The sequence below is a fragment of the Methylolobus aquaticus genome, from assembly GCF_054172105.1.
On record NZ_JBSYXP010000002.1, the window covers coordinates 301,627 to 324,871 of the forward strand.

General features: G+C 63.0%; 21 protein-coding genes. 12 read left to right on the forward strand and 9 right to left on the reverse strand.

The annotated features are described in order from the left end of the window. Positions 1-114: 114 nt before the first annotated feature. Positions 115-900 carry an AmmeMemoRadiSam system protein B gene (gene amrB, locus ACW73L_RS04030; RefSeq protein WP_498920124.1) on the forward strand — a complete coding sequence of 262 codons (786 nt, stop codon included), beginning with the start codon at positions 115-117 and terminating at the stop codon, positions 898-900. Further along, a complete protein-coding gene (gene amrA, locus ACW73L_RS04035; RefSeq protein ID WP_498920125.1) occupies positions 893-1,465 on the forward strand; it encodes an AmmeMemoRadiSam system protein A in 573 nt (190 codons plus the stop codon). Before amrB ends, amrA begins: the two co-directional genes overlap by 8 nt. Before the next feature lie 89 nt (positions 1,466-1,554). On the opposite strand, the gene ACW73L_RS04040 is transcribed toward amrA, so the two are convergent. The 4 genes from ACW73L_RS04040 to ACW73L_RS04055 form a co-directional block, all read right to left on the reverse strand. Further along, the gene (locus tag ACW73L_RS04040; protein ID WP_129884460.1) at positions 1,555-1,932 is read right to left on the reverse strand and encodes an Hsp20/alpha crystallin family protein; all 378 of its coding nucleotides are present in this window, start codon (positions 1,930-1,932) and stop codon (positions 1,555-1,557) included. 19 nt (positions 1,933-1,951) lie between these two features. Then, positions 1,952-2,404 carry an Hsp20/alpha crystallin family protein gene (locus ACW73L_RS04045; RefSeq protein ID WP_498920126.1) on the reverse strand — a complete coding sequence of 151 codons (453 nt, stop codon included), beginning with the start codon at positions 2,402-2,404 and terminating at the stop codon, positions 1,952-1,954. Positions 2,405-2,695: 291 nt separating this feature from the next. Beyond that, positions 2,696-2,929 (reverse strand): DUF2789 domain-containing protein, encoded by a 234-nt coding sequence (locus ACW73L_RS04050; protein ID WP_498920127.1) that lies wholly within the window; start codon positions 2,927-2,929, stop codon positions 2,696-2,698. Between the two features lie 245 nt (positions 2,930-3,174). After that, positions 3,175-6,303 carry an FHA domain-containing protein gene (locus ACW73L_RS04055; protein ID WP_498920128.1) on the reverse strand — a complete coding sequence of 1,043 codons (3,129 nt, stop codon included), beginning with the start codon at positions 6,301-6,303 and terminating at the stop codon, positions 3,175-3,177. 968 nt (positions 6,304-7,271) lie between these two features. Between ACW73L_RS04055 and ACW73L_RS04060 the strand changes: the two genes are divergently transcribed. Then, the gene (locus tag ACW73L_RS04060) at positions 7,272-9,845 is read left to right on the forward strand and encodes a sensor domain-containing protein (RefSeq protein ID WP_498920129.1); all 2,574 of its coding nucleotides are present in this window, start codon (positions 7,272-7,274) and stop codon (positions 9,843-9,845) included. Positions 9,846-9,990: 145 nt separating this feature from the next. Then, entirely contained in the window at positions 9,991-10,440 is a 450-nt protein-coding gene (locus tag ACW73L_RS04065) for a phosphate-starvation-inducible protein PsiE (RefSeq protein ID WP_498920130.1), read from the forward strand. A 140-nt stretch (positions 10,441-10,580) separates the two neighbouring features. Here the strand turns inward: ACW73L_RS04065 and chrA are convergent, their stop codons facing one another. Both chrA and ACW73L_RS04075 read right to left on the reverse strand, forming a co-directional pair. Next, positions 10,581-11,969 (reverse strand): chromate efflux transporter, encoded by a 1,389-nt coding sequence (gene chrA / locus ACW73L_RS04070; protein WP_498920131.1) that lies wholly within the window; start codon positions 11,967-11,969, stop codon positions 10,581-10,583. Next, positions 11,966-12,889, reverse strand: a complete 924-nt coding sequence (locus ACW73L_RS04075; protein WP_498920132.1) for a chromate resistance protein ChrB domain-containing protein — start codon at positions 12,887-12,889, stop codon at positions 11,966-11,968. Before ACW73L_RS04075 ends, chrA begins: the two co-directional genes overlap by 4 nt. A gap of 293 nt (positions 12,890-13,182) precedes the next feature. On the opposite strand from ACW73L_RS04075, the gene ACW73L_RS04080 reads away from it, so the two are divergent. Next, the gene (locus tag ACW73L_RS04080) at positions 13,183-13,506 is read left to right on the forward strand and encodes a DUF2782 domain-containing protein (RefSeq protein ID WP_498920133.1); all 324 of its coding nucleotides are present in this window, start codon (positions 13,183-13,185) and stop codon (positions 13,504-13,506) included. Positions 13,507-13,580: 74 nt separating this feature from the next. Further along, a complete protein-coding gene (gene gshA / locus ACW73L_RS04085) occupies positions 13,581-15,158 on the forward strand; it encodes a glutamate--cysteine ligase (protein WP_498920134.1) in 1,578 nt (525 codons plus the stop codon). A 47-nt stretch (positions 15,159-15,205) separates the two neighbouring features. On the opposite strand, the gene cysB is transcribed toward gshA, so the two are convergent. Next, the gene (gene cysB / locus ACW73L_RS04090; protein WP_498920135.1) at positions 15,206-16,180 is read right to left on the reverse strand and encodes an HTH-type transcriptional regulator CysB; all 975 of its coding nucleotides are present in this window, start codon (positions 16,178-16,180) and stop codon (positions 15,206-15,208) included. A gap of 211 nt (positions 16,181-16,391) precedes the next feature. Continuing rightward, positions 16,392-16,715 (reverse strand): ferredoxin FdxA, encoded by a 324-nt coding sequence (gene fdxA, locus ACW73L_RS04095; protein WP_139558202.1) that lies wholly within the window; start codon positions 16,713-16,715, stop codon positions 16,392-16,394. Between the two features lie 652 nt (positions 16,716-17,367). On the opposite strand from fdxA, the gene ACW73L_RS04100 reads away from it, so the two are divergent. Next, positions 17,368-17,598 carry a hypothetical protein gene (locus ACW73L_RS04100; protein ID WP_498920136.1) on the forward strand — a complete coding sequence of 77 codons (231 nt, stop codon included), beginning with the start codon at positions 17,368-17,370 and terminating at the stop codon, positions 17,596-17,598. A gap of 103 nt (positions 17,599-17,701) precedes the next feature. Here the strand turns inward: ACW73L_RS04100 and ACW73L_RS04105 are convergent, their stop codons facing one another. Beyond that, complete coding sequence (locus ACW73L_RS04105; protein ID WP_498920229.1) at positions 17,702-18,763, reverse strand: glycosyltransferase family 4 protein; 1,062 nt, start codon at positions 18,761-18,763, stop codon at positions 17,702-17,704. Positions 18,764-18,812: 49 nt separating this feature from the next. On the opposite strand from ACW73L_RS04105, the gene ACW73L_RS04110 reads away from it, so the two are divergent. From ACW73L_RS04110 to ACW73L_RS04130, 5 genes are all read left to right on the forward strand, one after another. Beyond that, complete coding sequence (locus ACW73L_RS04110; protein WP_498920137.1) at positions 18,813-19,484, forward strand: CDP-alcohol phosphatidyltransferase family protein; 672 nt, start codon at positions 18,813-18,815, stop codon at positions 19,482-19,484. Continuing rightward, entirely contained in the window at positions 19,481-20,245 is a 765-nt protein-coding gene (locus tag ACW73L_RS04115) for a class I SAM-dependent methyltransferase (RefSeq protein WP_498920138.1), read from the forward strand. The genes ACW73L_RS04110 and ACW73L_RS04115 overlap by 4 nt, the downstream gene beginning before the upstream one ends. Before the next feature lie 140 nt (positions 20,246-20,385). After that, complete coding sequence (locus tag ACW73L_RS04120) at positions 20,386-21,213, forward strand: restriction endonuclease (protein ID WP_498920139.1); 828 nt, start codon at positions 20,386-20,388, stop codon at positions 21,211-21,213. Continuing rightward, the gene (locus ACW73L_RS04125) at positions 21,203-21,421 is read left to right on the forward strand and encodes a hypothetical protein (RefSeq protein ID WP_498920140.1); all 219 of its coding nucleotides are present in this window, start codon (positions 21,203-21,205) and stop codon (positions 21,419-21,421) included. The genes ACW73L_RS04120 and ACW73L_RS04125 overlap by 11 nt, the downstream gene beginning before the upstream one ends. Before the next feature lie 232 nt (positions 21,422-21,653). Next, positions 21,654-23,186 carry a Ycf46 family AAA ATPase gene (locus tag ACW73L_RS04130; protein ID WP_498920141.1) on the forward strand — a complete coding sequence of 511 codons (1,533 nt, stop codon included), beginning with the start codon at positions 21,654-21,656 and terminating at the stop codon, positions 23,184-23,186. The last annotated feature ends 59 nt before the right edge of the window (positions 23,187-23,245 follow it).

Genomic DNA, 23,245 nt, shown 5'->3' on the forward strand with positions numbered 1-23,245 from the left:
CGGCACCTCGCAGTAAATGGCCAGTTGACGGTGACCCCGATTGCCCACAGTATGACGTCGAGACCGCGGTCACAAGTGCCTTGCCACGGGCACGACTGAATCAGGGAGGTCGTTATGTCTACCAAGCGTCCCCCGGCCGTCGCCGGGCTGTTCTATCCGTCCGATCGGCATGAGTTGCACGCTGTCGTGACTCGCCTGCTCGACGCCGCGGGCGCCGTCGGACCGATCCCCAAGGCCATCATCGCGCCCCACGCCGGCTATATCTATTCCGGACCGATCGCCGCGAGCGCCTACCGGCGGCTTGTCGGCGCGCGCGATCGCATTCGCCGGGTCGTACTGATGGGACCGTCGCACCGCGTCGCGTTCCGCGGCATCGCCATACCCAGCACGCTGGGCTTCGCCTCGCCGCTGGGTGAAGTCAAACTGGATCGCGCAAGCCTCGATGCCCTCGATGATCTGGCATTCGTGCACGTGCAGGACGAACCCCACACGTTGGAACACAGCCTCGAGGTGCAACTGCCGTTTCTGCAAGAGACGCTGGAGACGTTCATGCTGATACCCCTCGTCGTCGGCGACGCCGACCCGGACGAGATCGCGATGGTGCTCGACCGTCTCTGGGGCGGCGACGAGACACTCATCGTGATCAGCTCCGATCTGAGTCACTACCACGACTATGCAACGGCGCAACGCATGGATCGGGCAACCTCGCAGGCCATCGAGTCGCTGCGACCGCAGGACATCGCCTTCGAGGATGCCTGCGGCCGCCTGCCGGTCAGCGGGCTGCTGCTTGCCGCGAGCCGGCACGGGCTCAGAGCCGAGACGATCGACCTGCGGAATTCAGGCGATACTGCGGGATCGAAAGACCGGGTCGTCGGTTACGGGGCCTACGCCCTTGGCTGAGTTCGACGCACCGCTGGCGCCGCTAGTGCGGCAGAGTTTGCTTGACCTGGCGCGGGCATCGATCGACTTTGGGCTTCGGCACGGCAGACCCCTGGCAGCGCCCCTGGACGAGTGCCCTCCGGAGTTACGGGAACACCGCGCCAGCTTCGTGACACTGCAGCGACAAGGCACGCTTCGGGGCTGCATCGGCTCACTGGAAGCGCGTCGTCCACTCATCGCCGACGTGACCGAAAATGCGTATGCGGCCGCGTTCCGCGACCCCCGCTTTCCGCCGGTCGCGCTGCATGAGTTCGCCGATCTGGAAATTCATCTGTCGCTGTTGACGCCCCCCGAACCGGTGGAAGCGGCTTCCGAGTCCGATCTGCTGCGACAGCTCCGCCCTGGGGAAGACGGGCTGATACTGCAAGAGGGCTCGCGCCGCGCAACCTTCCTGCCGGCTGTCTGGGAATCACTGCCCGAGCCTCACCGCTTCGTAAGGCATCTGAAGCAGAAGGCCGGTCTGCCAGCGGAATACTGGTCGGACACCCTGACCGTCTTCCGCTATCGCGCAGAACACATACCCTGATCTTCCCCGGCAATACCGGCGCGGTTCGGGCCTCCGACATGACGGGCGCGGGGAGGAAGGCCCGGCCGTCGTCCGGCCGGGCGCGGGGGTCAGACGACGCTGACTGCGATCTTGCGAGGCTGAGCATGCTCGGCTTTCGGGATCCGCAGCGTCAGCACACCGTCGCGGAAGGCGGCATCGATCTTCGTCGGATCGAGGTCACGGCTCAGGTTGAACGTGCGCCGGTAGACCGGCGACCGCGTCTCGACGTAGACAGGTTCCATGCCCTCCGGCGTGTCGATTGCGACCTGCCCCTCGATCAGCAGACTCTGGCCTTCGGTGCGCACCGACAGTTGGTCCTTGGGCACGCCCGGCAAATCCGCCGTCAACCGGATACCAGCTTCGTCTTCGACAATGTCGACCGGCGGCAGCACCGCCTGCGTCTGCTGTGCAACATCACTTTTTGCCACGTCTTGTTTCTCGCTCATGGGTGTGATCCTCCGCCTTTCACTTCACTTCGATACGCTTCGGCTGGGCCGCTTCGCGACGCGGAATGGATACGCGTAGCACGCCGTCGCGGTAGTTGGCCTCGATCGCGGCCGGATCGACGTCGTCCGGCAAGCTGACCGTGCGCTTGAACTTGCCTGCGAAGCGCTCGTCGGCATAGACGCTGACTTTGTCGCTGGCGGCCGGTAAATCGCTCGGCCGCTCTCCGGCAATGGTCAGTAGCCCCCGATCGACGCTCACGTCCAGCTTGGTCGGATCGATGCCCGGCAGTAACGCGTAGACTTCCACCGACTTGGCACTGGTGCCGATGTTAACTCTGGGAAACGCACCCCGCCCCAGGGCGCGAATGCTCGTCGGCGCACCGGCACCGCCGAATGCCTGGTTCAGCTCCCGTTGAATCCGGTCGAACTCGGAGAAGAAATCCACCGGCAGGCGCAGTAATGACTCATACATTTTGGTACCTCCACAGGGCCCATGGATGAAAAGGCCGGGTGGCGGCGGCACCGCTCGTACCATCCGCATCACCCCTCACGTGACGCTACGATGGTGACAAGGCCACACGAATTCAAGGGCAACTCCGCCTAGCACTTTTGCCGCACACAAGGGGGACCCGACAGCGCAACGGGTCAATTCGAAGCGGGAAAGGTCGTCCGACGCCGCAGTCCGGGCACCACCGCAGCGGTGCCGGAGCGTCAGTGTAGAGCGGACTCCAAGGCGCGATCGCGCCGGAACCTGGCGCGACGCTCAGCCGCGCAGCATTCGGTCGAGTTCGTCGACCGCTTCGCACCAGTCGGAGTCCTGCTCGATGGCTTCCCGGAGGAACGCGGCCTGCGCCGGACTCCAGAACGGTGCGGCCGCAAGCGGCTGGGCCGGTGTCGGGAGCCTGTGCTCGACGACGAAGCGGTCGATGTCCTGCGAACGATCAGATAAACCCAGTTGCCGAAAAAGCGTCTGGAGATTATGGGGCGAGGTATCCATGGCACACCTCCGGCATGACGATGGAGCTCTGATTCTACTCCTTGTGTCACCGCAGGCGCATGGCGCACGGTTCGAGGGTCGGGAACCGACCCAAACGCATCGCGGCGAGCATGTCGTAGCGCGCGCCGCGCGCGCGAGACCTCCGCTCCGTGCACACGGCCCATTCCGTGCGCGTGGCGCTCGCTACCTTGGCGGGGCGGAACGACAAAAGTCGCGGGCGAGCCGGCGCCGCCCAGGCAACGCGGTCAGACGGTGTCCTTGCGTTTCTGAAATACGAGGATCAGGCCGAAGACGACGACCATGATGGCAGTCATCGCGAGCCAGCGGCCTTCGGGCCTGCCACGGAAGGCCTGCCCGTACTTGTCGTAGACGGATTCCATCATGCCCTCCACCGCGGCAACCTTGGTACGGGCCTTTTGCCAGTCCTCCATGCGCGCAGCGTAGTCCTTCATTGCGGCCTTGTAGCCGTCGGTCTTGTCATCGACACCGTTGCGGTAGTCCGTCATCCGCTTCTCATAGCGGTCCATGCGTTCCTGGTAGTTCTGCATGTCGCGCTGGTAGCGCTGCTGGTCGGCCGGGGTCGGGCGCGCGGGAAGCCCGCGGGGCTTTGCCGGACGCGGCGGTTCGGCCGGTACGACCGGCGCTGAGGGCTCCCTGGGCTTGCCGCGTACCAGCACCTGGTACATCGTCTGATCGTAGTAATCGGGATCACGCACGCCAGGGAACCGGCATTCGTCGAAGATGCGCGCCCCCATGCACGCGCATTGCGCCCGCTGTTCCTCGGTGAGGTCCGACGGATGTTGCCGGTTGCGCTGCACCGCCTTCCAGCACGGGTCCTTGACCAGATCACGGCCCACGCCGGTGATGTTGACCATTGCTTCGAAGGCCCAGCGCGATGTCGCCCCGGCACTGATCTTCTCGCCGCCTGGAATCAGGTCCAGCGGCAACAGCGCGCCGGCGAACAGAAACTGCGGCACCAGCACGACCACGACCAGCAGGATCGCGACGTTCTGATTCGGCGCCGCGGCACTGATACACAGGCCGATCAGGTAGCCGCTCAGCGTACCGAGAAACAGCGTCAGGAACAGGCCTGCGTAATCTGGCGGCGACAGGCCACTGGAGGACAACACGAAGAACCACTTGCAGGCCAGCAGCACGGCCGCCTGGTACAGCGAAAGGCAGACACCGACCCATACCTTCGAGAGCACATAGGACGTCACCTTCAGGTTGATCGCCCGCTCGCGCTTGTAGATGTCGACTTCCTTTACGATCTCTCGCACGCTGGCCATGGCACCGACCATTACCGCGATCAGCCCCGCCATGAACAGCACGGTGATGATCTTGGTCGGATCTCCGCGCTCGGGATCGAACAGCGTGCTGCCCCAGATGAAGTCCATCAAGCCGATGATCGGCGCCAGCAACAACATCAGCGCGAGACCGAAGCGGTCCTGCTTCATGATTTCGAGGTTGCGCGCCGACAGCACCAGAAACTGGCGGAAGGTCCCAGCATAGCGGTGCAGCTTGGGGCGCTCGCCCGGCGCTGCAACCGGCGAGGCTTGGCCGTTCAGGCGCTCGACGACGTTCTCGCGATACTGACGGGAATCGCGATAGCGCTGACCCCAGGCTTCAGGGGTCCCACGCGCCTCATCCGACAGGATGCCGTAAATGTGGTCGAACTCGATATCTTCCCGACGCCGCTCGCGAGCCGAACGGAACTGGTCGAAGTACGGCAAGGCCTCTTCCGGCGGACCGAAATACGCCAGATGGCCGCCTCGCGCGAGGAAAATGACCTTGTCGCACATCATGACGTTCTTCGTCGCGTGCGTGCTGAGCAGTATCGTCCGCCCCTGGTCGGCGAGCTTCCGCAGCAGCTTCATCATCTCGTGCTCGGTACCGGGATCGAGACCCGAGGTCGGCTCGTCGAGGAAAAACAACCGCGGCTTGGTCAGCAATTCCACCCCGATGCTGACGCGTTTGATCTGGCCTCCCGAAAGCTGGTGGATCGGCATGCCCTGGCGCTCGGTCAGATCGAGATCGTCCAGCACCTCGCGAATGCGGGCATGCCGCTCGGCCGGCGCCGTATCGGGCGCCATACGCAACTGTGCGGCGTAGTCGAGCGCGCTGTAGACCGTCAACTCCTGATGGACGATGTCCCGCTGCGGCACATAGCCCATGTCGTTTCGGAACAGATCGAAGTTGGCGTAGAGATCGATCCCGTTGACGGAGACCTGCCCGTGCGTGGCAGGACGGAAGCCGTTCACGGCATCCATCAACGTGGACTTGCCGGCACCGCTCATGCCCACCAGCGCGACGAACTCCTGCGGGCAGATGCACAGCGAAATGTCCTTTAGCAGGTTGTCTTCGACGGACACCCATTTGTTGAGGTGCCGCGCATCGAGGCGCAATCCCTCCTGCCAGTACTCCTCTAACCCGTCCTCATGCAGGATCAGACGGATCCCGCCGATCCGGATCTCGTCGCCCTCACGCAACCAAGCCTCGTCCTCGATGCGCTTGCCGCCGACGAAAACGCCGCCGGTGCTCTTGAGATCCCGGATCCGGTAACGCGAGCCGCGCCGCTCCAGCAGCGCGTGATGCAGCGATACCTGGGGGTGGTCCAGCACGATCTGATTGTCGGGCGCGCGCCCAACCGCAATCAGGTCCTGGCCCTTCAGATCGATTTCGATCGCCTCACCGGGTGTTGCTCCCCCGGAAACCGCGATGAAGCCCAGGCTGGCGCGGAACTGCAGCGCCACCGAGGGATCGCCCAGGCCGACGACGCCGCCGTGCTCGAACACGTGCTCGCGGGTCTCCGCTCCGCCGACGAGCAGACCGGGGGCCCCTTCACGGGCCGCAATCACATAGCGGTCCCCGCTCAAGTGCACCTCCGCGTGATGAGGCGCGACCCGCGGACAAGGGATCACGATATCGTTGTCCGGCGTACTGCCGATCGAGACCGTGTGGCTGTCGAGCGGGAACTTCAGCAGACGTCCGTCGACCTTGGCCACGAGCCCCGGCACGGGCATCGAACCCAGGCTGACCCGTTCCGAGACCGGTGGCAGATCTTCCTCAACGGGGCTGCGGAGCCTGAACGTGAACTCGTCGATCTGAAACTCGGCATCGGGATCCAGCATCACCGACGTACGCGGCGGCGTCAGATGGCCGTTGACCGTCACGCCGTGCAGGCTCCCCAGATCCATCAGCCAGGCCTGACCGCCCAGAAAGCTGAGCTTGGCGTGGTGCAAGGAAACCTGGGGATCGTTGAGGATCACGTCGTTATCGGCGGCTCGTCCGATATGCGTCACGGGCTGCGTCAGGGCATGCTCGTCCGATCCGCCCCAGGCAAATTGCACCTCAAGTATCGCCAGCACATTCATGGCCCACACTCGCGCGAACGGGTTTGCAGAGGGATTCGCAGGGAAGCATTGCCGCTCCGGCAGCAACGTACCGAAACTGCCGGAGGCCGGAAGTCCGAAGGCGACCGCGGCGTAGCGGCGAAACGGCTCGCGTCCCCTCGCTGGCTATGCAGTGATCGGTTGGTGCACATGGGTCGGTCGGCAACGACTGCGCGGGCGCGATGCCGGGCGGAACGTTCGGTCGTGGGCATTCGCCGTGATTCCTTATTGTTGCCGCGATTTTACGCCATCCGCCGCGACTGCAGCCATCGGCGCCGCGGCTTGCGATGGCGGCCCACCGGGGGGGTCGAAGGGATGCCGCGCCGATCCGGCCTCGATGCCCTTTGCTTGCCCGCCAGAAACCACGGCCACAAACCCTCTTCGACGGGGATGGCAGCACCGCTGCGGCCGGGTCCGATGCGCCTGATCGCTGCCACCATGCACCCGGCCGGAGTCACGTCGACGCGGTGTCGTGTAAGCTCCGCTCAAGCGGCGCGGTCCTCGAGGTGTCCAACACGCAGAACCCACCGTCGGTCGCCTACCCGCTCTCTCGAGAGACATGGTATGCGGAGGGCCGAGCCCGTTCAGAATCGAGCGGCGCAACCGGAGCCGACGGGGTGCTCACCGCTCGCTCCACCATGACACAAATCTTTACACCTTTTGGGGCAGAACCGAACGGCGTTCTTTTTTTCAGCCACTTGGAGCATGGCACGGCATCTGCTTAGTTCCCATCCGAACCCCGTGTTCAGCCCACTCCGAGACGCTGCACGAATCGCAGCCAACCGTGAGGCAGGCCTCAAGCGGAGTTACGCCGCCCCCGCCCGACGGATTCCACGACCCGCCGACGCAGGCGACGCGAGACACCTGAACACCCGCACACGGGCTCCTGCTCTACCGCTCGGTGCGCACAAACTGGAAACACGGAGACCGCTGAAGGACATGGTGCCGTCATGACTGCCAATACGCCGCTCACCAAACGCGAAGAGCTCGACATCCAAGCCTGCTATCGGATGATCGAATCCCTGCAGGAACGTGAATCGCGATACCGCCGTCTGCTCGAGATCAGCATCGATGGCTTCTGGGAGCGTGACGTCGCTTCCGGATCCACCTATCTGTCCCCGCGTTGGAAATGGCTGGCCGGCTACGGCGACACGGAGTTGCCCAACACCTTTGAGGCATTCGTCAGCCTGATCGATGACGAGGATCGCGAGCGCGTTCTTAGCACCATCGACACGCAACAAACCGATACCGACCCCTATGTGATCGAGTTCCGGATGCGCCATCGCGACCAACGGTGTGTCTGGGTAAAAATGCGCGGGAAGACGATTTTCGGGGCCGATGGCAACCCTCAACTGGCCTATGGCAGTGCCGTCGACATCTCCCGGGAACGGCAGATGGAAAGCGCGCTGACCGAGAGCGAATGCCGCCTGAAGCTTGCGCTCGAGGGGAGTAGACAGGGAGTCTGGGACTGGAACCTGCAGACCGGTGAGATTTATTTCTCGCCGGAGTGGAAGGCCCTGCTGGGCTATCGCCCAGACCAGATCGAGAACAACGCCACAGCCTGGGACCAACTGATCCACCCGGAAGACCGGCCACGCGCCCAGGCCCGCCTGGACCGTTACCTCAGGCGCGAAGCGGCAAGCTATGCGGCCGACTTCCGTGTCCGTTGCCAAGATGGGCGGTACCGCTGGGTGCATGCGCGAGGCATGATCGTGCAGAGCGATAGCACCGGCGCCCCGCTGCGCATGATCGGTACCCACGCCGACGTGCACGAACGCAAGCAGGTCGAAGAACGCCTGCGCCTGTCGGCGGCCGTCCTGGAACACGCCAAGGAAGCCATCGTCACGACTGACGCGGAAAACCGCATTATCGCCGTCAATCCGGCGTTCACGGCGATCACCGGCTATTCGGCCGACGAAGTCATCGGGAAGAATCCAAGCTGCCTGTCATCCGGCCGGCACAGCCGCTCCTTCTACCGCAGAATGTGGCACTCGCTGCAGCGGGTCGGCGCATGGGAAGGCGAAGTGTGGAACCGTCGCAAGAACGGTGATGTGTATCCGCAGTGGCTGTCTATCAGCCTGATCCGGGACAATGACGGGAACATCACTCACCATATTGGCGTCGCCTCGGACAATACCGAGCGCAAGGCGGTGCAGGAACGCCTGGAACATCTCGCCCATTTCGACACACTGACGCAGTTGCCGAACCGTCTGCTGGTACGGGACCGGCTCCAGCAGGCACTGCGCGCTGCCCGTCGGCAGAACACCACGTTGGCATTGCTTTTCGTCGATCTCGACCGCTTCAAGATCATCAACGATTCGCTGGGCCACCATGTCGGCGACACGCTGCTGCAATCCGTCGCCGAGCGCATTCTCGCCTGCGTACGGGATATGGACACCGTTGGACGACACGGCGGCGATGAATTCACCGTCGTCCTGCCCGAAGTAGACCGGGCGGCTGCGGCCCTGATTGCCCAACGCATCGTCGAGAGCGTCTCGACGCCGTATTTTCTGTGCAATCACGAACTGGCGATTTCATCGAGTATCGGCGTAGCCGCCTACCCGGCCGATGGCGAAGACGTCGACACGCTGCTGCAAAACGCCGATACCGCCATGTATCACGCGAAGCAGTCCGGGCGGGCGAACGTCCGCTTCTTCGAGAGCGAGATGAATGCCAGTGCGAACCGACAACTCGAAATGGCGGCAGGCCTGCGCAAGGCACTTCAAGCGAACCAATTCGAACTGCACTTTCAGCCGCAGGTGGAGATCGCCACCGGACGCGTCGTTGCCGTCGAGGCACTGATCCGTTGGCGCACACCGCAAGGGCTGGTCAAACCGGCCAGTTTCCTGCCGGTCGCGATGCAGAACGGCTTGCTGCCGGCAATCGATGACTGGGTCCTGAACGCCGCGTGCCTGCAGATGAAGGCATGGCAGACCGCCGGTGCCTTGCTGCGAACGAAGGTGGCCGTCAACGTGTCCGCGGCGCGCCTGTCGGACAAGAGCTTCGTCCGCCGCGTCGCGGAGATCCTCGAGACTACCGGGCTGGATCCCCGCTGGCTCGAACTGGAAATCACGGAGCGCACGACCGTGGAATCGACCGAGGCTGCCGCCGGCACCATCGTCTTGCTGCGCGATATGGGCGTCAGTGTCTCGATCGACGATTTCGGCACCGGTTACTCGTGGATGTCGTATCTGAAGTCATTTCGAGTGGACAAATTGAAGATCGACCCTTCGTTCGTCGCCGGACTGCCGGATGATGCCGACTCGGCGGCCATCGCCGAAGCGATCATCAACCTCGGCGGAAACATGGGGCAGATCGTGATCGCAAAGGGGGTCGAGTCGCTGTCGCAGCTCGAATATCTGAGCAGCCGAGGACTCAAAGTTGCGCAAGGTCACCTGTTCGGGCCACCGGCTCCGGCGGATCTGTGCCTGCTCAAGTTGGAACAGGGCTGGACCGATGCCTGGCAACCGGCTGACGGACGCGGCAACGACGGCTTTCCGCCCCGGGAACATCCGCTGTCGTAAGTGCGTAGTGCCCGGCCCGCGGTGGCTGGGCACGGCTGATGGGGCACGGCAGTCTCCCCGACGCGCCATGGCTCGCGCCGCACCGTGCCTATAAAATGCAGGGTAGTGAACGACTCACCGCACTCCAACAGGAAACGGCAGCCCAATGCAACACCGCATCCGCGTCATCCAGAGATTCGGCGATGGTCTGGTCGACATCTTCCATTATCTGGCGCTGTTCGGCATCGGCGCGACCATCGTCTGGTCGGCCGTACACGACTACCTCGAGATGATGGAGGCGGGACATGCCACCCTGGAGGAGATCCTGCTGCTGTTCATCTATCTCGAACTGGGGTCGATGGTCGGCATTTATTTCAAGACGCATCGGTTGCCCGTCCAGTTTCTCATCTACGTTGCAATCACGGCGCTGTCACGGCATCTCGTGATCGACGTACAGAAGGTGGCCGATGATTTCCACCTGCTGCTGCTCCTCAGCATCACCGGCGCGATCGCGATGTTGAGTGGCGCCATTTTCCTGCTGTCCTTCACGCAGCGCCGCTACGGCTGCCCCGAGGACCGGGCCGACGCACAAACACCCGATGGCGGTTTCGGCTGAGCCGAAGCGTTCACCACTCACGGGCGTACCGATGACCCGCTTCGAAACCGGTTCGTGATGGGGCCCGATCCACTCGATTAGCTTGCCGGCCCGAATTGTGGGCGTCACTGCGTCGGCGGGCAGCGGGCGATTCAGTCCACCTATTGACCGCAGACCGATGCCTGGAAAAGCGGCCATACCCAGGGTTTCAGCAAGGTCAGCGCCAGCCCCGCCAGTCCCGCGGTAACGATCACCGGGATCACGGCGATCTTGTAGCGGAACAGTGCCAGCAACGCAGCCAGGCCGATGAACGCGGAAGCGATCTCGAAGCGTCCGCCGAATCCCGTCGGCCAGAGCGTGTGGTAGGCGAAGAACACCGCCAGATTCAGAATCACACCCACCACGGCGGCCGTAATCGCTGTCAGCGGCGCGGTGTACTTGAGGTTGCCATGCGTGGACTCGACCAGCGGTCCGCCAGCCAGGATGAACAGGAAACTGGGCAGGAAGGTGAAATACGTCACGACGACCGCCGCGACGGCCCCGGCCCAAAACACCTGATCTGGACCGAACAGCTGCTGTGACCACCCAGCCACGAAACCAACAAAGGTCACGACCATGATCAGCGGTCCCGGCGTCGTTTCGCCCAAAGCCAGCCCATCGATCATCTGGGTGGGCGTCAGCCAGTGATAATGGTCCACGGCGCCCTGATAGACATAGGGCAGCACCGCATAAGCGCCGCCGAAGGTCAGCAAAGCCGCCTTGGTAAAGAACCAGCCCATCTGCGTCAAAGCGCCGTGCCAACCGTAGCGGGCACACAGAAAGCCGATCACGCTGCCCCACAGGATGAGCCCAACGGCAACCACACGGAACAAGCGTGCCCAGGTAAAGCGGGCGTGGGGCGGAGGCGGCGTATCATCGTCGATCAGCGCCAGACCAAAGGTCTTCTTGGCCGCACCGTGTCCGCCACCGACAGCAAACTTTTTCGGCGCATACTTGCCACCAAGCGCCCCGAGCAGCGCCGCCGCCAGCACGATCAACGGGAACGGTGCGTCGAGCAGAAATATCGCGAGGAAAGCCAGCGCCGCTATGCTCGACAGCACCCCGTTCTTCAGGGCGCGCGAACCGATGCGGTAGGCCGCGAACAACACGATGGCGGTCACCGCGGGCTTGATCCCATATAGAATCCCCGCGACCGCCGGCAGATGGCCCAGCGCCATATAGACCCAGCCCAGGCCGATCAGGATCAACAGCGACGGTAGCACGAACAGGCTGCCGGCCATCACGCCACCCCAACCGCGGTGCATCAGCCACCCGATGTAGGTGGCGAGCTGTTGCGCCTCCGGACCCGGCAACAGCATGCAGTAGTTCAGCGCATGCAGGTACCGGTTCTCGGAAATCCAGCGGCGCTTCTCCACCAGATCCTGATGCATGATGGCGATTTGTCCGGCGGGCCCTCCGAAGCTGATGAAGCCGAGTTTGAGCCAGTACCAGAACGCCTGGGTGCGTGACACGGGCTGCGGACGATGCTGTGAGGGGCCGGTTTCTTTCATGTCTCGGGTCCTGTGAACTCCAGATAGAACGAATCGAACATCTTCTGCGCTTCGGCCAGCAACTCGTTATCATCCGCCCAGCGTTGCTGCATGCCGCGGATCAGTGCCGCCAGTCCCGGCGCCTCTGGAACCGGAAGGCCGCCGGTGTCCAGGTAACGCACCAGGGCACCCAAGCGCATCAGAGCCGGATCGCGGTCGAGGCTGAAACTGGCCAGCAAGACTTCGAAGGTCACCCGCACACCGACATGGGTGAAGCGCGCCCCGTCGAAATCGAAACCCAGCACATCTGGCGGGCACTCCCCAGGCGCAGTCAGCCAGAGGAACCGGGCATGCGGATCGATGAAACGGCGGATCAGCCAGGCGCTCGCAAGCCGGTCGATCCATGGCCGGCGGCGCGTCGCCCAGACGCGAGACTGAAAGTCCGCGCGGTCGAGGCGTTCGATACTCCCCGGCACGCAGCGCGGCTCATCGGGCGACAATCGCTCGGACAGGGCTTGCTCGAGTGCCGCCACCGCGCATTCCGCTTGCCGCCGTCCCTCACCCGGGAAAAAGTCCACCGCAACGATCTCGGCGAGTGTTCGGCGCAGGCGCTCCACGCGCCGCTGCAACCCGACGGGCAGTTCGGATGTGAGAGTCCGGGCGAGTTCCTCGACCGCCACAAGCACCTGCGCGTAGTCGTCCGAGCGATCGAACAGGGTTGTGAATGCCTCTACCTGCGCTTGGTCACCCGTCGAGCAAGCGAGGACATAAGCGGTGCCCCCTTCACTCCGGATGTCGTCGGCCTGCGCTTCCAGGCAGTTCCGGAACGCCTCTGATGCAGGAAGCAGATAAACGCCATCGCGCAATACCCCGCACCCCGCGGCCTTCAGCGCCCGCCAGATCCGCATCCGGGCACTGGCCTGTGGCGTAGGGAGGCTCATAACAAGCAACAACCAACCGTGACCCATGTCAGTAATAACATCTACATTTCTGTAGAGCTTATCACAACCACTGTCGAGCGACGGAAGTGAGTGCACCGCCACGCCGAAAGGCGACAGTAACCGTGAATAAAAGGCGTAGGGAAACCAGGCAGCGGTGCGGATTTCGCGGTGACGGATGTACTCCGCTGCCGCCGGAGCGACAGCAGGAGGCATCATGTACTATCATGCGCGTTCGCCTCGCGCCAACGCCATTTACCCCCATGCGCCGTTCCGCCCTGATTTTGCTAGCCTTGATGCCTTTTGCTTCGGTTCAGGCAATTGAGCCGCCACCGGAGGACACTGCGCCGTTACCGCTGCCGGGACCGGAGCAACCCGAGATCCCCCCTCCTGTCGAAAGCGGCCGGAACATGGATCCGGACATCACGATCACGCGGCGCGGCACGGACACGGTCGAGGAGTACCGGATCAATGGCAAGCTCTACATGGTCAAGATCAAGCCGAGCATCGGCCCGCCGTACTACATGATCGACAGCGATGGCGACGGCAACCTCGACGTGCGCAAGAGCGATGTCACGCGAGAAATGAGCGTTCCAAGCTGGGTTCTTTTCAGCTGGTAAGCGTCACGCGCGCCGGTCAGTCCCTCGCCCGGCCCCCAATCCGCACCGCTTTTCGTTCGCAAACCATTGTCTTCGTGATCAAATCCATCCAAACGCAACTCGCCCGCCTCGCGCGGACGGGGGCCCTGCCATTGCTCCGCACAGGGCTCAAGGGCCTAGAGAAGGAAAGTCTCCGCATCAGCCCCTCGGGCCTGATTGCGCAGACACCACACCCCGCGGCCCTCGGGTCTGCGCTGACCCATCCGCACATCACGACCGATTACTCCGAGGCACTGATCGAACTGGTCACACCTCCGTTCAGCAGCGTGACAGAAACCCTGGCCTTCCTGGACGACCTGCACCGCTTTACGTATCAGCACCTCGACGAGGAGTTGCTCTGGGCCGCCTCCATGCCCTGCCGCATAGACGGGGACGACAGCATCCCGATCGCCCGTTACGGCTCGTCGAATATCGGGCAGATGAAGCATGTCTATCGACGCGGTCTGGCCTACCGCTATGGGCGCGCAATGCAGACGATTGCGGGCGTACACTTCAACTACTCGGTCGACGAGGCCTTCTGGCCGCTGTACCGGGAGATTGAGGACTATAGCGGCGCCCTATGCGATTTCATCGCGGACCGTTACTTCGGCGCCATCCGGAACGTCCATCGACACGGCTGGATCCTCCTGTATCTCTTCGGCTCGTCCCCAACGCTGTGCAAATCGTTTTTCTCCGGCCGCGGCACGAAAAGCGATCACTTCGCCGAACTCGACGCGAAGACAGCCTACCGACGCTACGCGACCTCGCTGCGGATGAGCGATATCGGCTACAAGAATGACAGTCAGTCGTCGGTCTCACCCTGCCTCGACAACCTGGAAAACTATGTCGCCAGCCTGTCGAGGGCCATCGAGACACCCTATCCGCCCTACGAAGCCATCGGCGTGAAGGTGGACGGCGAATATCGCCAGCTCAATGCCAACCTGCTGCAGATCGAGAACGAGTACTACAGCCCGGTCCGCCCGAAACAGATCACCCGCTCCGGCGAAAAGCCGACTCTGGCATTGAAAAAGCGCGGGGTGAACTACCTGGAATTGCGGTCGGTCGACCTGAATTGCTTTGAGCCGAATGGCGTCAGCTTGCAACAGCTCTACTTCCTGGAGAATTTCCTGCTGTTCTGCCTGATTGCCGAGAGCCCCCCGCTGTGTGCGGACGAAAAGCTGGAGACCGGCCAAAATGCGCTATCCACGGCGTGCTGTGGCCGTACCCCGGGCTTCGCGCTGTCCCAGCGCGGTACTCAGCGCTCGCTGCACGAGTGGGCCAGTGAAATCCTCGACGGCATGTCACTCGTGGCCGAGATTCTCGACCAGGGGCACCGGGAGTCACGGTACGCGCCGGTCATCGAGCAGCAGCGCGAAAAGGTGGCGGATCCTGACGCCACACCTTCGGCTCGCCTTCTGGATCAACTGGAGCAGTCAGGGCTGTCCTTTGCCGACTACGCGCTGCAGTTGTCCAGAGAACATGCCGAGTATTTTCTTGAGCGTCCGCTGGAAGGCCGCAAGCTCGAGCGGCTCGAGGAGCTGGCCGCGAGTTCCATCGAGGAACAAGCCCGGATCGAGGCGGATGACGACGTGAGTTTCGACGAATTCCTGCGACGCTATTTTGCGCAGTCCTGAGCGGGTCGATGACCGCGCGACGGGAGAGAGCGCCCGTTGCGTGCCGCTCAGTAGAAGGGCAGCGGGATCTCCGCAAAGAGGACTTCGACCTCGCGTCGGTCGCGCAGATGCATGGCCTCGTCGACCAGTTCCCGTGTCAGATGGGGAGCAAACAACCGGATGAAATCGTACATGAAGCCGCGCAGGAACATATCGCGGCGAAGTCCGATCTTGGTGACGCTCCGCCCGAACAAATGGCTGGCATCCAGTGCGACCAGATCCGCATCGAGCTCGGGATCATAGGCCATCCGCGCGACGATCCCGACCCCGAGCCCAAGACGCACATAGGTCTTGATGACATCGGCATCAACGGCCGTCAGGGCCACTTGCGGTTTAAGCCCTTCGCGCTCGAAGGCCTGATCAAGCTGTGACCTACCCGTAAAGCCGAACACATAGGTTACGATCGGAAACCGGGCCAGATCGCTCAGCGTCAGATCGGACTCCTCGGCCAGTTCGTGTCCCCGCGGCACCAGCACCGCCCGATTCCACTGGTAACACGGCAGCATCACGAGGTTATCGAATAACTCCATCGCCTCGGTTGCTATGGCCATGTCCACAACCCCTCGCGATGCCATGTCGGCAATCTGCACGGGAGTGCCCTGCTGGATATGCAGCTTGATTGCCGGGTAGCGGTCCATGAATTCGCGGACGACCGGCGGCAAGGCGTAGCGCGCCTGGGTGTGGGTCGTCGCCAGGGAAAGCGCACCGACCATGTTATCGAGATACTCCTGGGCGATCGACCGGATATCCTGGGCCTTGCCGAGTATCTCGCCGGCTACCTGGATAATGCGCTGACCCGCTTCGGTTACCTCGGTCAGGTGTTTGCCGCTGCGCGCAAAGATAATAACGCCAAGTTCCTGCTCAAGCAGCTTGATTTGTTTGCTGATGCCGGGCTGAGAGGTATAGAGGCTTTCGGCTGTCGCCGAGACGTTCAGTTTATGCCGGGCGACTTCCCAGATGTAACGCAGTTGCTGGAGCTTCACGTGCGGCCGCCGCGCCAGACTCCCGGTGTCCCGGGGGCGCCCCGAAACGGGCGCCCGGACCGCGTGGGATCCGATCGAATGGGATGAACCTCGGGCGACGGCTGCGATGGAACCGGTGCGACGCTGACGCCCCTGGCATTCGCCGAAGCTCGGCAGTCAGGCGACATCGGCCGATCGGCAGGGGCTGCAACGCATCGCCGTCCGACCGCAGTCACCGTTCGAGATACTGGAGTTTCTCCGGCTTGCCGTTCCATTCCTCGGCATCGGGCGCCGCTTCCTTGACTTCGGTGATCGTGGGCCAAATCTTCGCGAGCTCCGCGTTCAGCTGGATGAACTGCTCCTGACCCGGCGGCACCTCATCCTCGGAGTGAATCGCATTGGCGGGACATTCCGGTTCGCAGAGCGTGCAGTCGATGCATTCATCCGGATCGATCACGAGAAAATTGGGACCCTCGTGGAAGCAATCGACCGGGCAAACGTCCACGCAATCGGTGAACTTGCACTTGATGCAATTTTCAGTCACTACGAAAGTCATCGTAATTCAGCTCTTTTCTTGTTAACGAGGTTATCGAGGTCTGATGCAACGGATCGGGCCTCTCGCCGGCTACGTCGTTCACCTCATTCCGAAGCGCCCCGAGCCGGACTCTCGTCGCGAACTCTCCGTCACAGACCCGCATTATACCGCCTCCGCCGGCAAGCTCGAAATCTGCATCTGCATTCTCACGTCCCGTCGCAGCGGGATTCCCGGGCTATCTGCGGATATCAACTGGCCGCCGTCGCGCCCAGCAGAGCGACCCGCCGGCTTGGCAAGACGGTACAACAGGTGCCTCCCCCTGGAATCTCCCCTTGTCGGCCATGAATGGGCCGAATTCCGTGCCAGGTAACTTGAAGCTCGGGCGCACTGGGCACGCGCATCATTCGCACCATCTTGGTTCAATCGACGGAACCCAAGCTGCGGGACCGCGCCCAACGCCATCCGGTTTCCTATATTCAGATCACCGATAAAGCAGCGAGTTACATCAGCCAGCCACGATGTCAGAAACTGGCATGTTTCCCGCTTAAAGAAAACTGTAAAGATCTTCTTGGACGCGACAGACGGAATCAGAAACAATCCATCAATGCGTGATAGCGCGTGACATTGCTGTAACCGGCACCCGATACGCGCCCGGAACCGTGAGGACCTGACGATGAGACAAGTACCCCGCGACTGGCTCGATAGCCTGACCCACTTCGCCTTGCTTCGCGGCTATGGCTGGGTGCCACGCCGTAAGTCCGGCGAACGGGTGAGGGAGTGGCAAGATCCCCAGAGCGGCCTTTGGTACAGCCAGAGAAAGGCGCTCGAAATACTCAAGGACCAGGCGCTCGCGCTCTATGACCGCGAAGGGCAACCGCGACGTCCCTACAGCCTGCGCTGCTGACCTGACCGCGCATTCCGCTCACCTCCTCTTTCGAGCTGACTCTGTTTCAGCTCTTTTTTTGCCAGCCGCTGCCGGAATGCGGGCTGCGACGTTACACGTCAGGCTAACGCCGATGTCGCGACTGACCAATCGCATCGAGCGCAGCCGCAAAAGTCGCGAACGCCCTACCCCACCGACGATAAGGACGAGGCGCCCTATCGCGGGCGGCCCTGACCTGCGGTGCCGCTTCCAGCCAGTCCGCGACGCACTGCGCGAAAAGCTCCGATCGACCTGCCGGCACACAAACGCCGGCACGTGAGCAATCTACGATCCGCGCCGCATCGCCGACCTCAGTCGCGATCACCTCCAGACCGGCCGCCACCGCTTCGGCGACGGCCATGCCATAGGACTCGAAGTGACTGGCCGAGAGATACAAATCTGCCTGACCCATAAGCGCCGCTAGGGGTGCGGGCTCAAGCGCCCCGTGCCAGACAATCCGCCCACTTTCGATCAGATCCCGACTCGCCGCCAGAAAGCTTGCTGCGAAATCGCGATCGGCACCACCGCTCCCCACAATGTGCCAGCGCCAGGAGAAATGCATCAGGCGTCGAAGCATCGTGACAAGCTCCTGGTAACCCTTCGCGGGCAGGAGGTTGGCGACGGTCAGCAACTCGACACCGCTTCGCGCAGCGGCCCGGCGACTTCGGACTCGCCCCACCCACGCATAGTTCGCGTCGACACCGGGCTCGCAGACCCAGACCCGACTGTTCGGATAACGCCGCATCAACTCTGCTGCGAGGGACTGTCCTGTGGCCAGAAACAGGCCGCTCGAAGCGGCTATCGTGTCTTCGAGCCGCCGAGCTACGGCGGCGGCATCGGCCGACAACCCCGGATTCAATGAAGGGAGCGAGTGCATCAGCCACGCATCGACGCAGCGGCTCGGGCGTGGCACGAAGGAATAAGCCGCCATCAACAGGCTGTCCCATAGACGGATCCCATCGACCTCTGCCACAGCCAGCGCCATCCGAGCCCCAAGGAGAGGCGCCGGCGCTGATATGCCGGATGACCGCAATGGAAAACCCAGACGGTGGGCGCGCGCAATCATGCGCTGGTTGTAACGGTTGCCGCCCGACACAATGCCGTCGAGCGGGGGGTGGAGGAACAGCACCGAGTCCATGGCCCGCATTGTACGCAAGCGCCCGTTGTCCCGGCCGACCCGGGTTACAATAAGGCGAATGATCGAGCCATCGGAAAGCCACTTGTATGCCTGGACCGAAATGCACGCCATGGCGATGCTCGCCGGCGGGATGGCGGTTGCCGGAGGTCTCCCGGGCGCCAGTTGCTACGTTCCGGCTGCTGTCTCGTTCATCCTGCTGGCGTATGCGTTCAGAAACGCGTGGTCACCCGATGGACGTTTTGGCGCAGCCAATGCGATCACCGCGCTTCGATTCCTGCTCGTAGGCGGCCTGCTGCTGGACGGGGCAATCCCGGCGGATTGGCAGGCACTGGCGGCAACGCTGATCCTGCTGCTGGATGGCGTCGACGGATGGCTTGCGCGGCGCCTTGGGCTGGCCTCCCGGTTTGGCGCAACCTTCGACATGGAGGTCGACGCCTTCTTCACTCTGGCGCTGTGCGTCGCCCTGTATGGCAGCGGACGCTTCGGCATGTGGATATTGTTGCCGGGCGCTCTCCGCTATCTGTTCGTGCTATTCACCCGCCTGGCACGGCCCCCCTTGCGGCGCGCACGGTCCAACCGCTGGAGTCGCGCCATCGGTGCCATCGTGTTGTCCGGGCTCACCGCAAGTCTGCTACCCATCGGCACTTGGGCCGCAGCCATCGCCGCCGTGGCCACATGCGCGGTCATCGGCTCTTTCGCAGCCTCCATCTGGCAGCTGTACCATCCTTGAGTCGGAAGCGGCTGACCAGTCATACGGTCCGCCGGGCCGACGACGTTCGGGCCTTTTTCGACGACGTCGCCCGGGACTATCGCGAAAGTCACGGCAACGCCCCGGCTCTGCTGCGCGATCGCCTGCGGCTGCTGCGGGCTCTGCTCCCTCAGGCGCGCGGCGGTCTGCTGGTCGAAATCGGGTGCGGACCCGGTCAGCATCTGCTGGCGCTGGCCGAGCACTTCGAACGCGCCATCGGTCTAGACCTTTCGCCGGCCATGATCGAACTGGCCGAACACCTCCGGCACCAACATCCGCTGCGGGACCGCATCGCGTTTGCCGTTGACCCCGCCGAGCAACTCGCAACCCTGGCTCCCACCAGCGTCGACGCGCTGTTCTGCGTCGGCGCCTTCGAGCACATGCTTGACCGCGGGCAGGTGCTGCGGCAGATTCGGAGGGTTTTGAAGCCGGACGGATGCTTCATCTGCTTGACGCCTAATGGACGCTACCTCTGGTATACCGGCATCGCAGCGCACCTGGGATACGAAGTGCGCCACCTCACTTCCGACCATTTCATCACTGAAGGCGAGTTTCGTACACTGCTTGCGACATCCGGCTTCACGCTCGTAACGGTCGGCTATTGGAGCTTCGTACCCCGCGGCGACATGCCGGCCCTCGCTGGCACCGTAATGACCGCCCTGGACACGATCGGAAGAGTCTTTGGCATTCCGGACTTCCGCGGTGGCTTGTACATCGCGGCCGCACCGACCCCCGACCGCTAGACCATCCCACCCGGCGCCGCTACCGTCGGAACCGGTGCCAGTCAGTCGCCGGCAGCCCCGACGCCGTGAGTGAGCGTCGAAACCCTTATCCTAGACTTTGGCCAGATCCCGAATTTCCGGGTTTGAGCTGGAGCCAAACCATGGCACGTCATCGAAACAATGTGCACTCACCGACGATCCCAGAAGTCCCCTGGTCACTCGGTATTGCGATTGCGGGCCTGGTCTATGTCGCCTTGCGCCTGGTGTTGTTCGGATATTCGGGCGGAGAACCTTTCCTGCCGATGCTAAAAAGCCTGTTACGGGCCAATTCCGGTCTGGTATTGCTCGTGGTGGGGACCGGTGCCGTCTCCGAGGTGCTACGGATTGCCTGGCGCAGCGAGCATCCCCGCCGAGTGGACCTGGCAACGATCAGGGCATTGCCATGGCATGAATTCAAGACGCTGTGCGCGGACGCCTTGCAGTTGCTGGGATACCGAAAAGATCACGGGGATGTCCGGTCGGCGCCCAATAATGCGGACCTGATCCTGCATCTCGGGGACGCGCCCGTCCTCGTACACTGCAGCCGCTGGCGCAGCCTCCATGTCGGCATCCGCGAGGTTCGGGAATTCTATGACGACGTGTTGGCGCACGGAGCACTGCGTGGGGTCTTCGTGACCTCGGGAACCTTCACCGGCGCGGCAACCCTGTTCTCGCAGGGCAAACCGCTGGACTTGATCGATGGCGACCGGCTTGGCGCGCTTTTGTGGGACTTGCGATGGGACTTGCTCCAAGGTCCGCGCGTTGCTGCCCCAGGACTCGACGCTCGTCTGACCTCTGCCGCCTTGGCACCGCAACGCGCACCCCAGGCACTGGCGGAATGCAGCGCTGGAGCGGCAAGAGCTAAGACCGCCGCGGCTTCGCTGTCACAGCCCCGGACTCGGAGACATGAGACCGCCACCGCGGTTGTGGAGAATTCCAATGAACGATGACGCCCTTTTCCTCGTGGTGTTCTTTTGCACCGCGGCACTATCCGGACTCTGGTCCTCGCTGGACGACCGCCAACCTGCAGCAGGCGGCGTGGCATTGCCGACGGTAACCCAGGCGGCCACCGCACCCGCAGCCGACTCTATCGAGCAACCGCGATACCCGCAGCGCACCGCCCCGCGACAGACGCGGAACGTGCAGCGCCCCTTCTGATCCGACGCCGGCAAGCCGGTACTCGCACCGGCAAACTCGGGGCCAGTCTGACCAACCGTCAGAAGACGCGTCCCCTACAGCAGATCGGGCCCTCCGCGATCCGCGAATCGACGGTTTGACACCCGGACCGCTAGGCAGTAAACACGATGCTTGAAGGCAGTGCCCTGAAGCGTGCGGGCACCCTTTTTTACGAGCATTTACGACGCGTGACCCACACTGAATGAGACAGGCGATGGAATCTTCCAGCAGCATTGAAGCAGCCAACGAAAGCCGGGCGTTTCGACTTTTTCGGGAAGTCGTTGAATCGGGCAGGCCGCTGACCTACATCAAGACAATCGAAGAGCAGCGAGTCGGTGAATTGCTGCGCGATGCCGCGCAGCGCTTGTTTCCGGCGCCGATTCCGGTATGGACGTGGAGCCTCACCGCCGGCATGCAAGGCCGCGGAGGTGAACCTTCGGAAGCGGCCGTGAACGACCCCAGGGCGGCCATCGAGTTTGTGGCCGAGCATTCAGGACCGGCGCTCTTCCACTTGAAGGATTTTCATGACCCGCTGCGAGACCTGCCGGAAGTCCGACGCCGGCTGCGCGACATCTACCAGCACTGTTTCGAACAGGGCAAATTTATCGTCATCTCATCGCCGGTTCAGTCCATCCCGGATGAACTGAACCGGCAGATCCATTATTTCGAGCTCTTGCTGCCGGACCTGTCCGAAATACTCGCCTTCCTGAAGGCACAATGCGCTGCGATCACGGCCTCGGGCGGCACCGTCGACGACAACCCCGATACCCTGCAGCAGATCGGTCAGGCCCTCCAGGGGCTGACACTCGATGAAGCCCGCCATGCGCTGCGTCGGGCACTCGCTTCCAGCCGGCATCTGGGCCTCGATTCGCTCCCCGCGCTGTATGAGGAAAAACGGCTGCTGGTCAATCGGACCGGCATGATCCAGTTTGTCGCCGACGGCACCAAGATCGACCGGGTCGGTGGGCTTGAGGTCATGAAGAAATGGCTGCTGGATCGACGGGAGTTGTTTGCGTCGCGTGACCAACTCAGCGCCGAGATCGTGCCGAAGGGCATCCTTGTTATGGGCGTCTCCGGTTGCGGCAAAAGCCTGTCGGTCAAGGCGATCGCCTCCTGCTTCGGGCTGCCGTTGTACCGCATCGACATGACCGAAGTGTTCTCTGGCCACTACGGCAAGCCGGAAGGGGCGTTCGCCGACGCCTGCCGGATGCTGGAGCAGATCGCCCCGGCCGTGGTCTGGTTCGACGAAATCGAGATGGGCATCACCTCGACCGAATCGGCCGGCGAACAGGGCCGTCTGTTCGCATTCTTCCTGACCTGGATGCAGGAGAAAACCAAGGGACTGTTCGTCGCCGCAACAGCCAACCGGATCGATCTGTTGCCCGCCGAAATGATCCGGAAGGGCCGTTTCGACGAGGTCTTTTTCGTCGACCTGCCGCTGGACGAAGAGCGCATCGAGATCTTCCGGATCCATCTGCAGCGCAGGGGCGTGGATCCCCAGCAGTTCCAGCTCGATCGTCTGACCCGCCTCACCAAAGGCTGGACGGGCGCGGAAGTCGAGCAATGCGTGGTATCGGCGCTGACCGCGGCGCATTTGCAGCACCGCCCGCCGAACGACGAGGACCTGCTGAGTGCGGCCGGCCGCGTCGTACCCTTGTCCAAGACCATGAAGGAACAGGTTGACCATATCCGCCAGTGGGCCTACGAACGGGCAGTCCGGGCCTCGCCCAGCGAATTCGCTCGGTAACCAGAACAGCCCAGACTGAGAATACGTCAACCGACACGGGACGCGAGCCGCCACCGCCG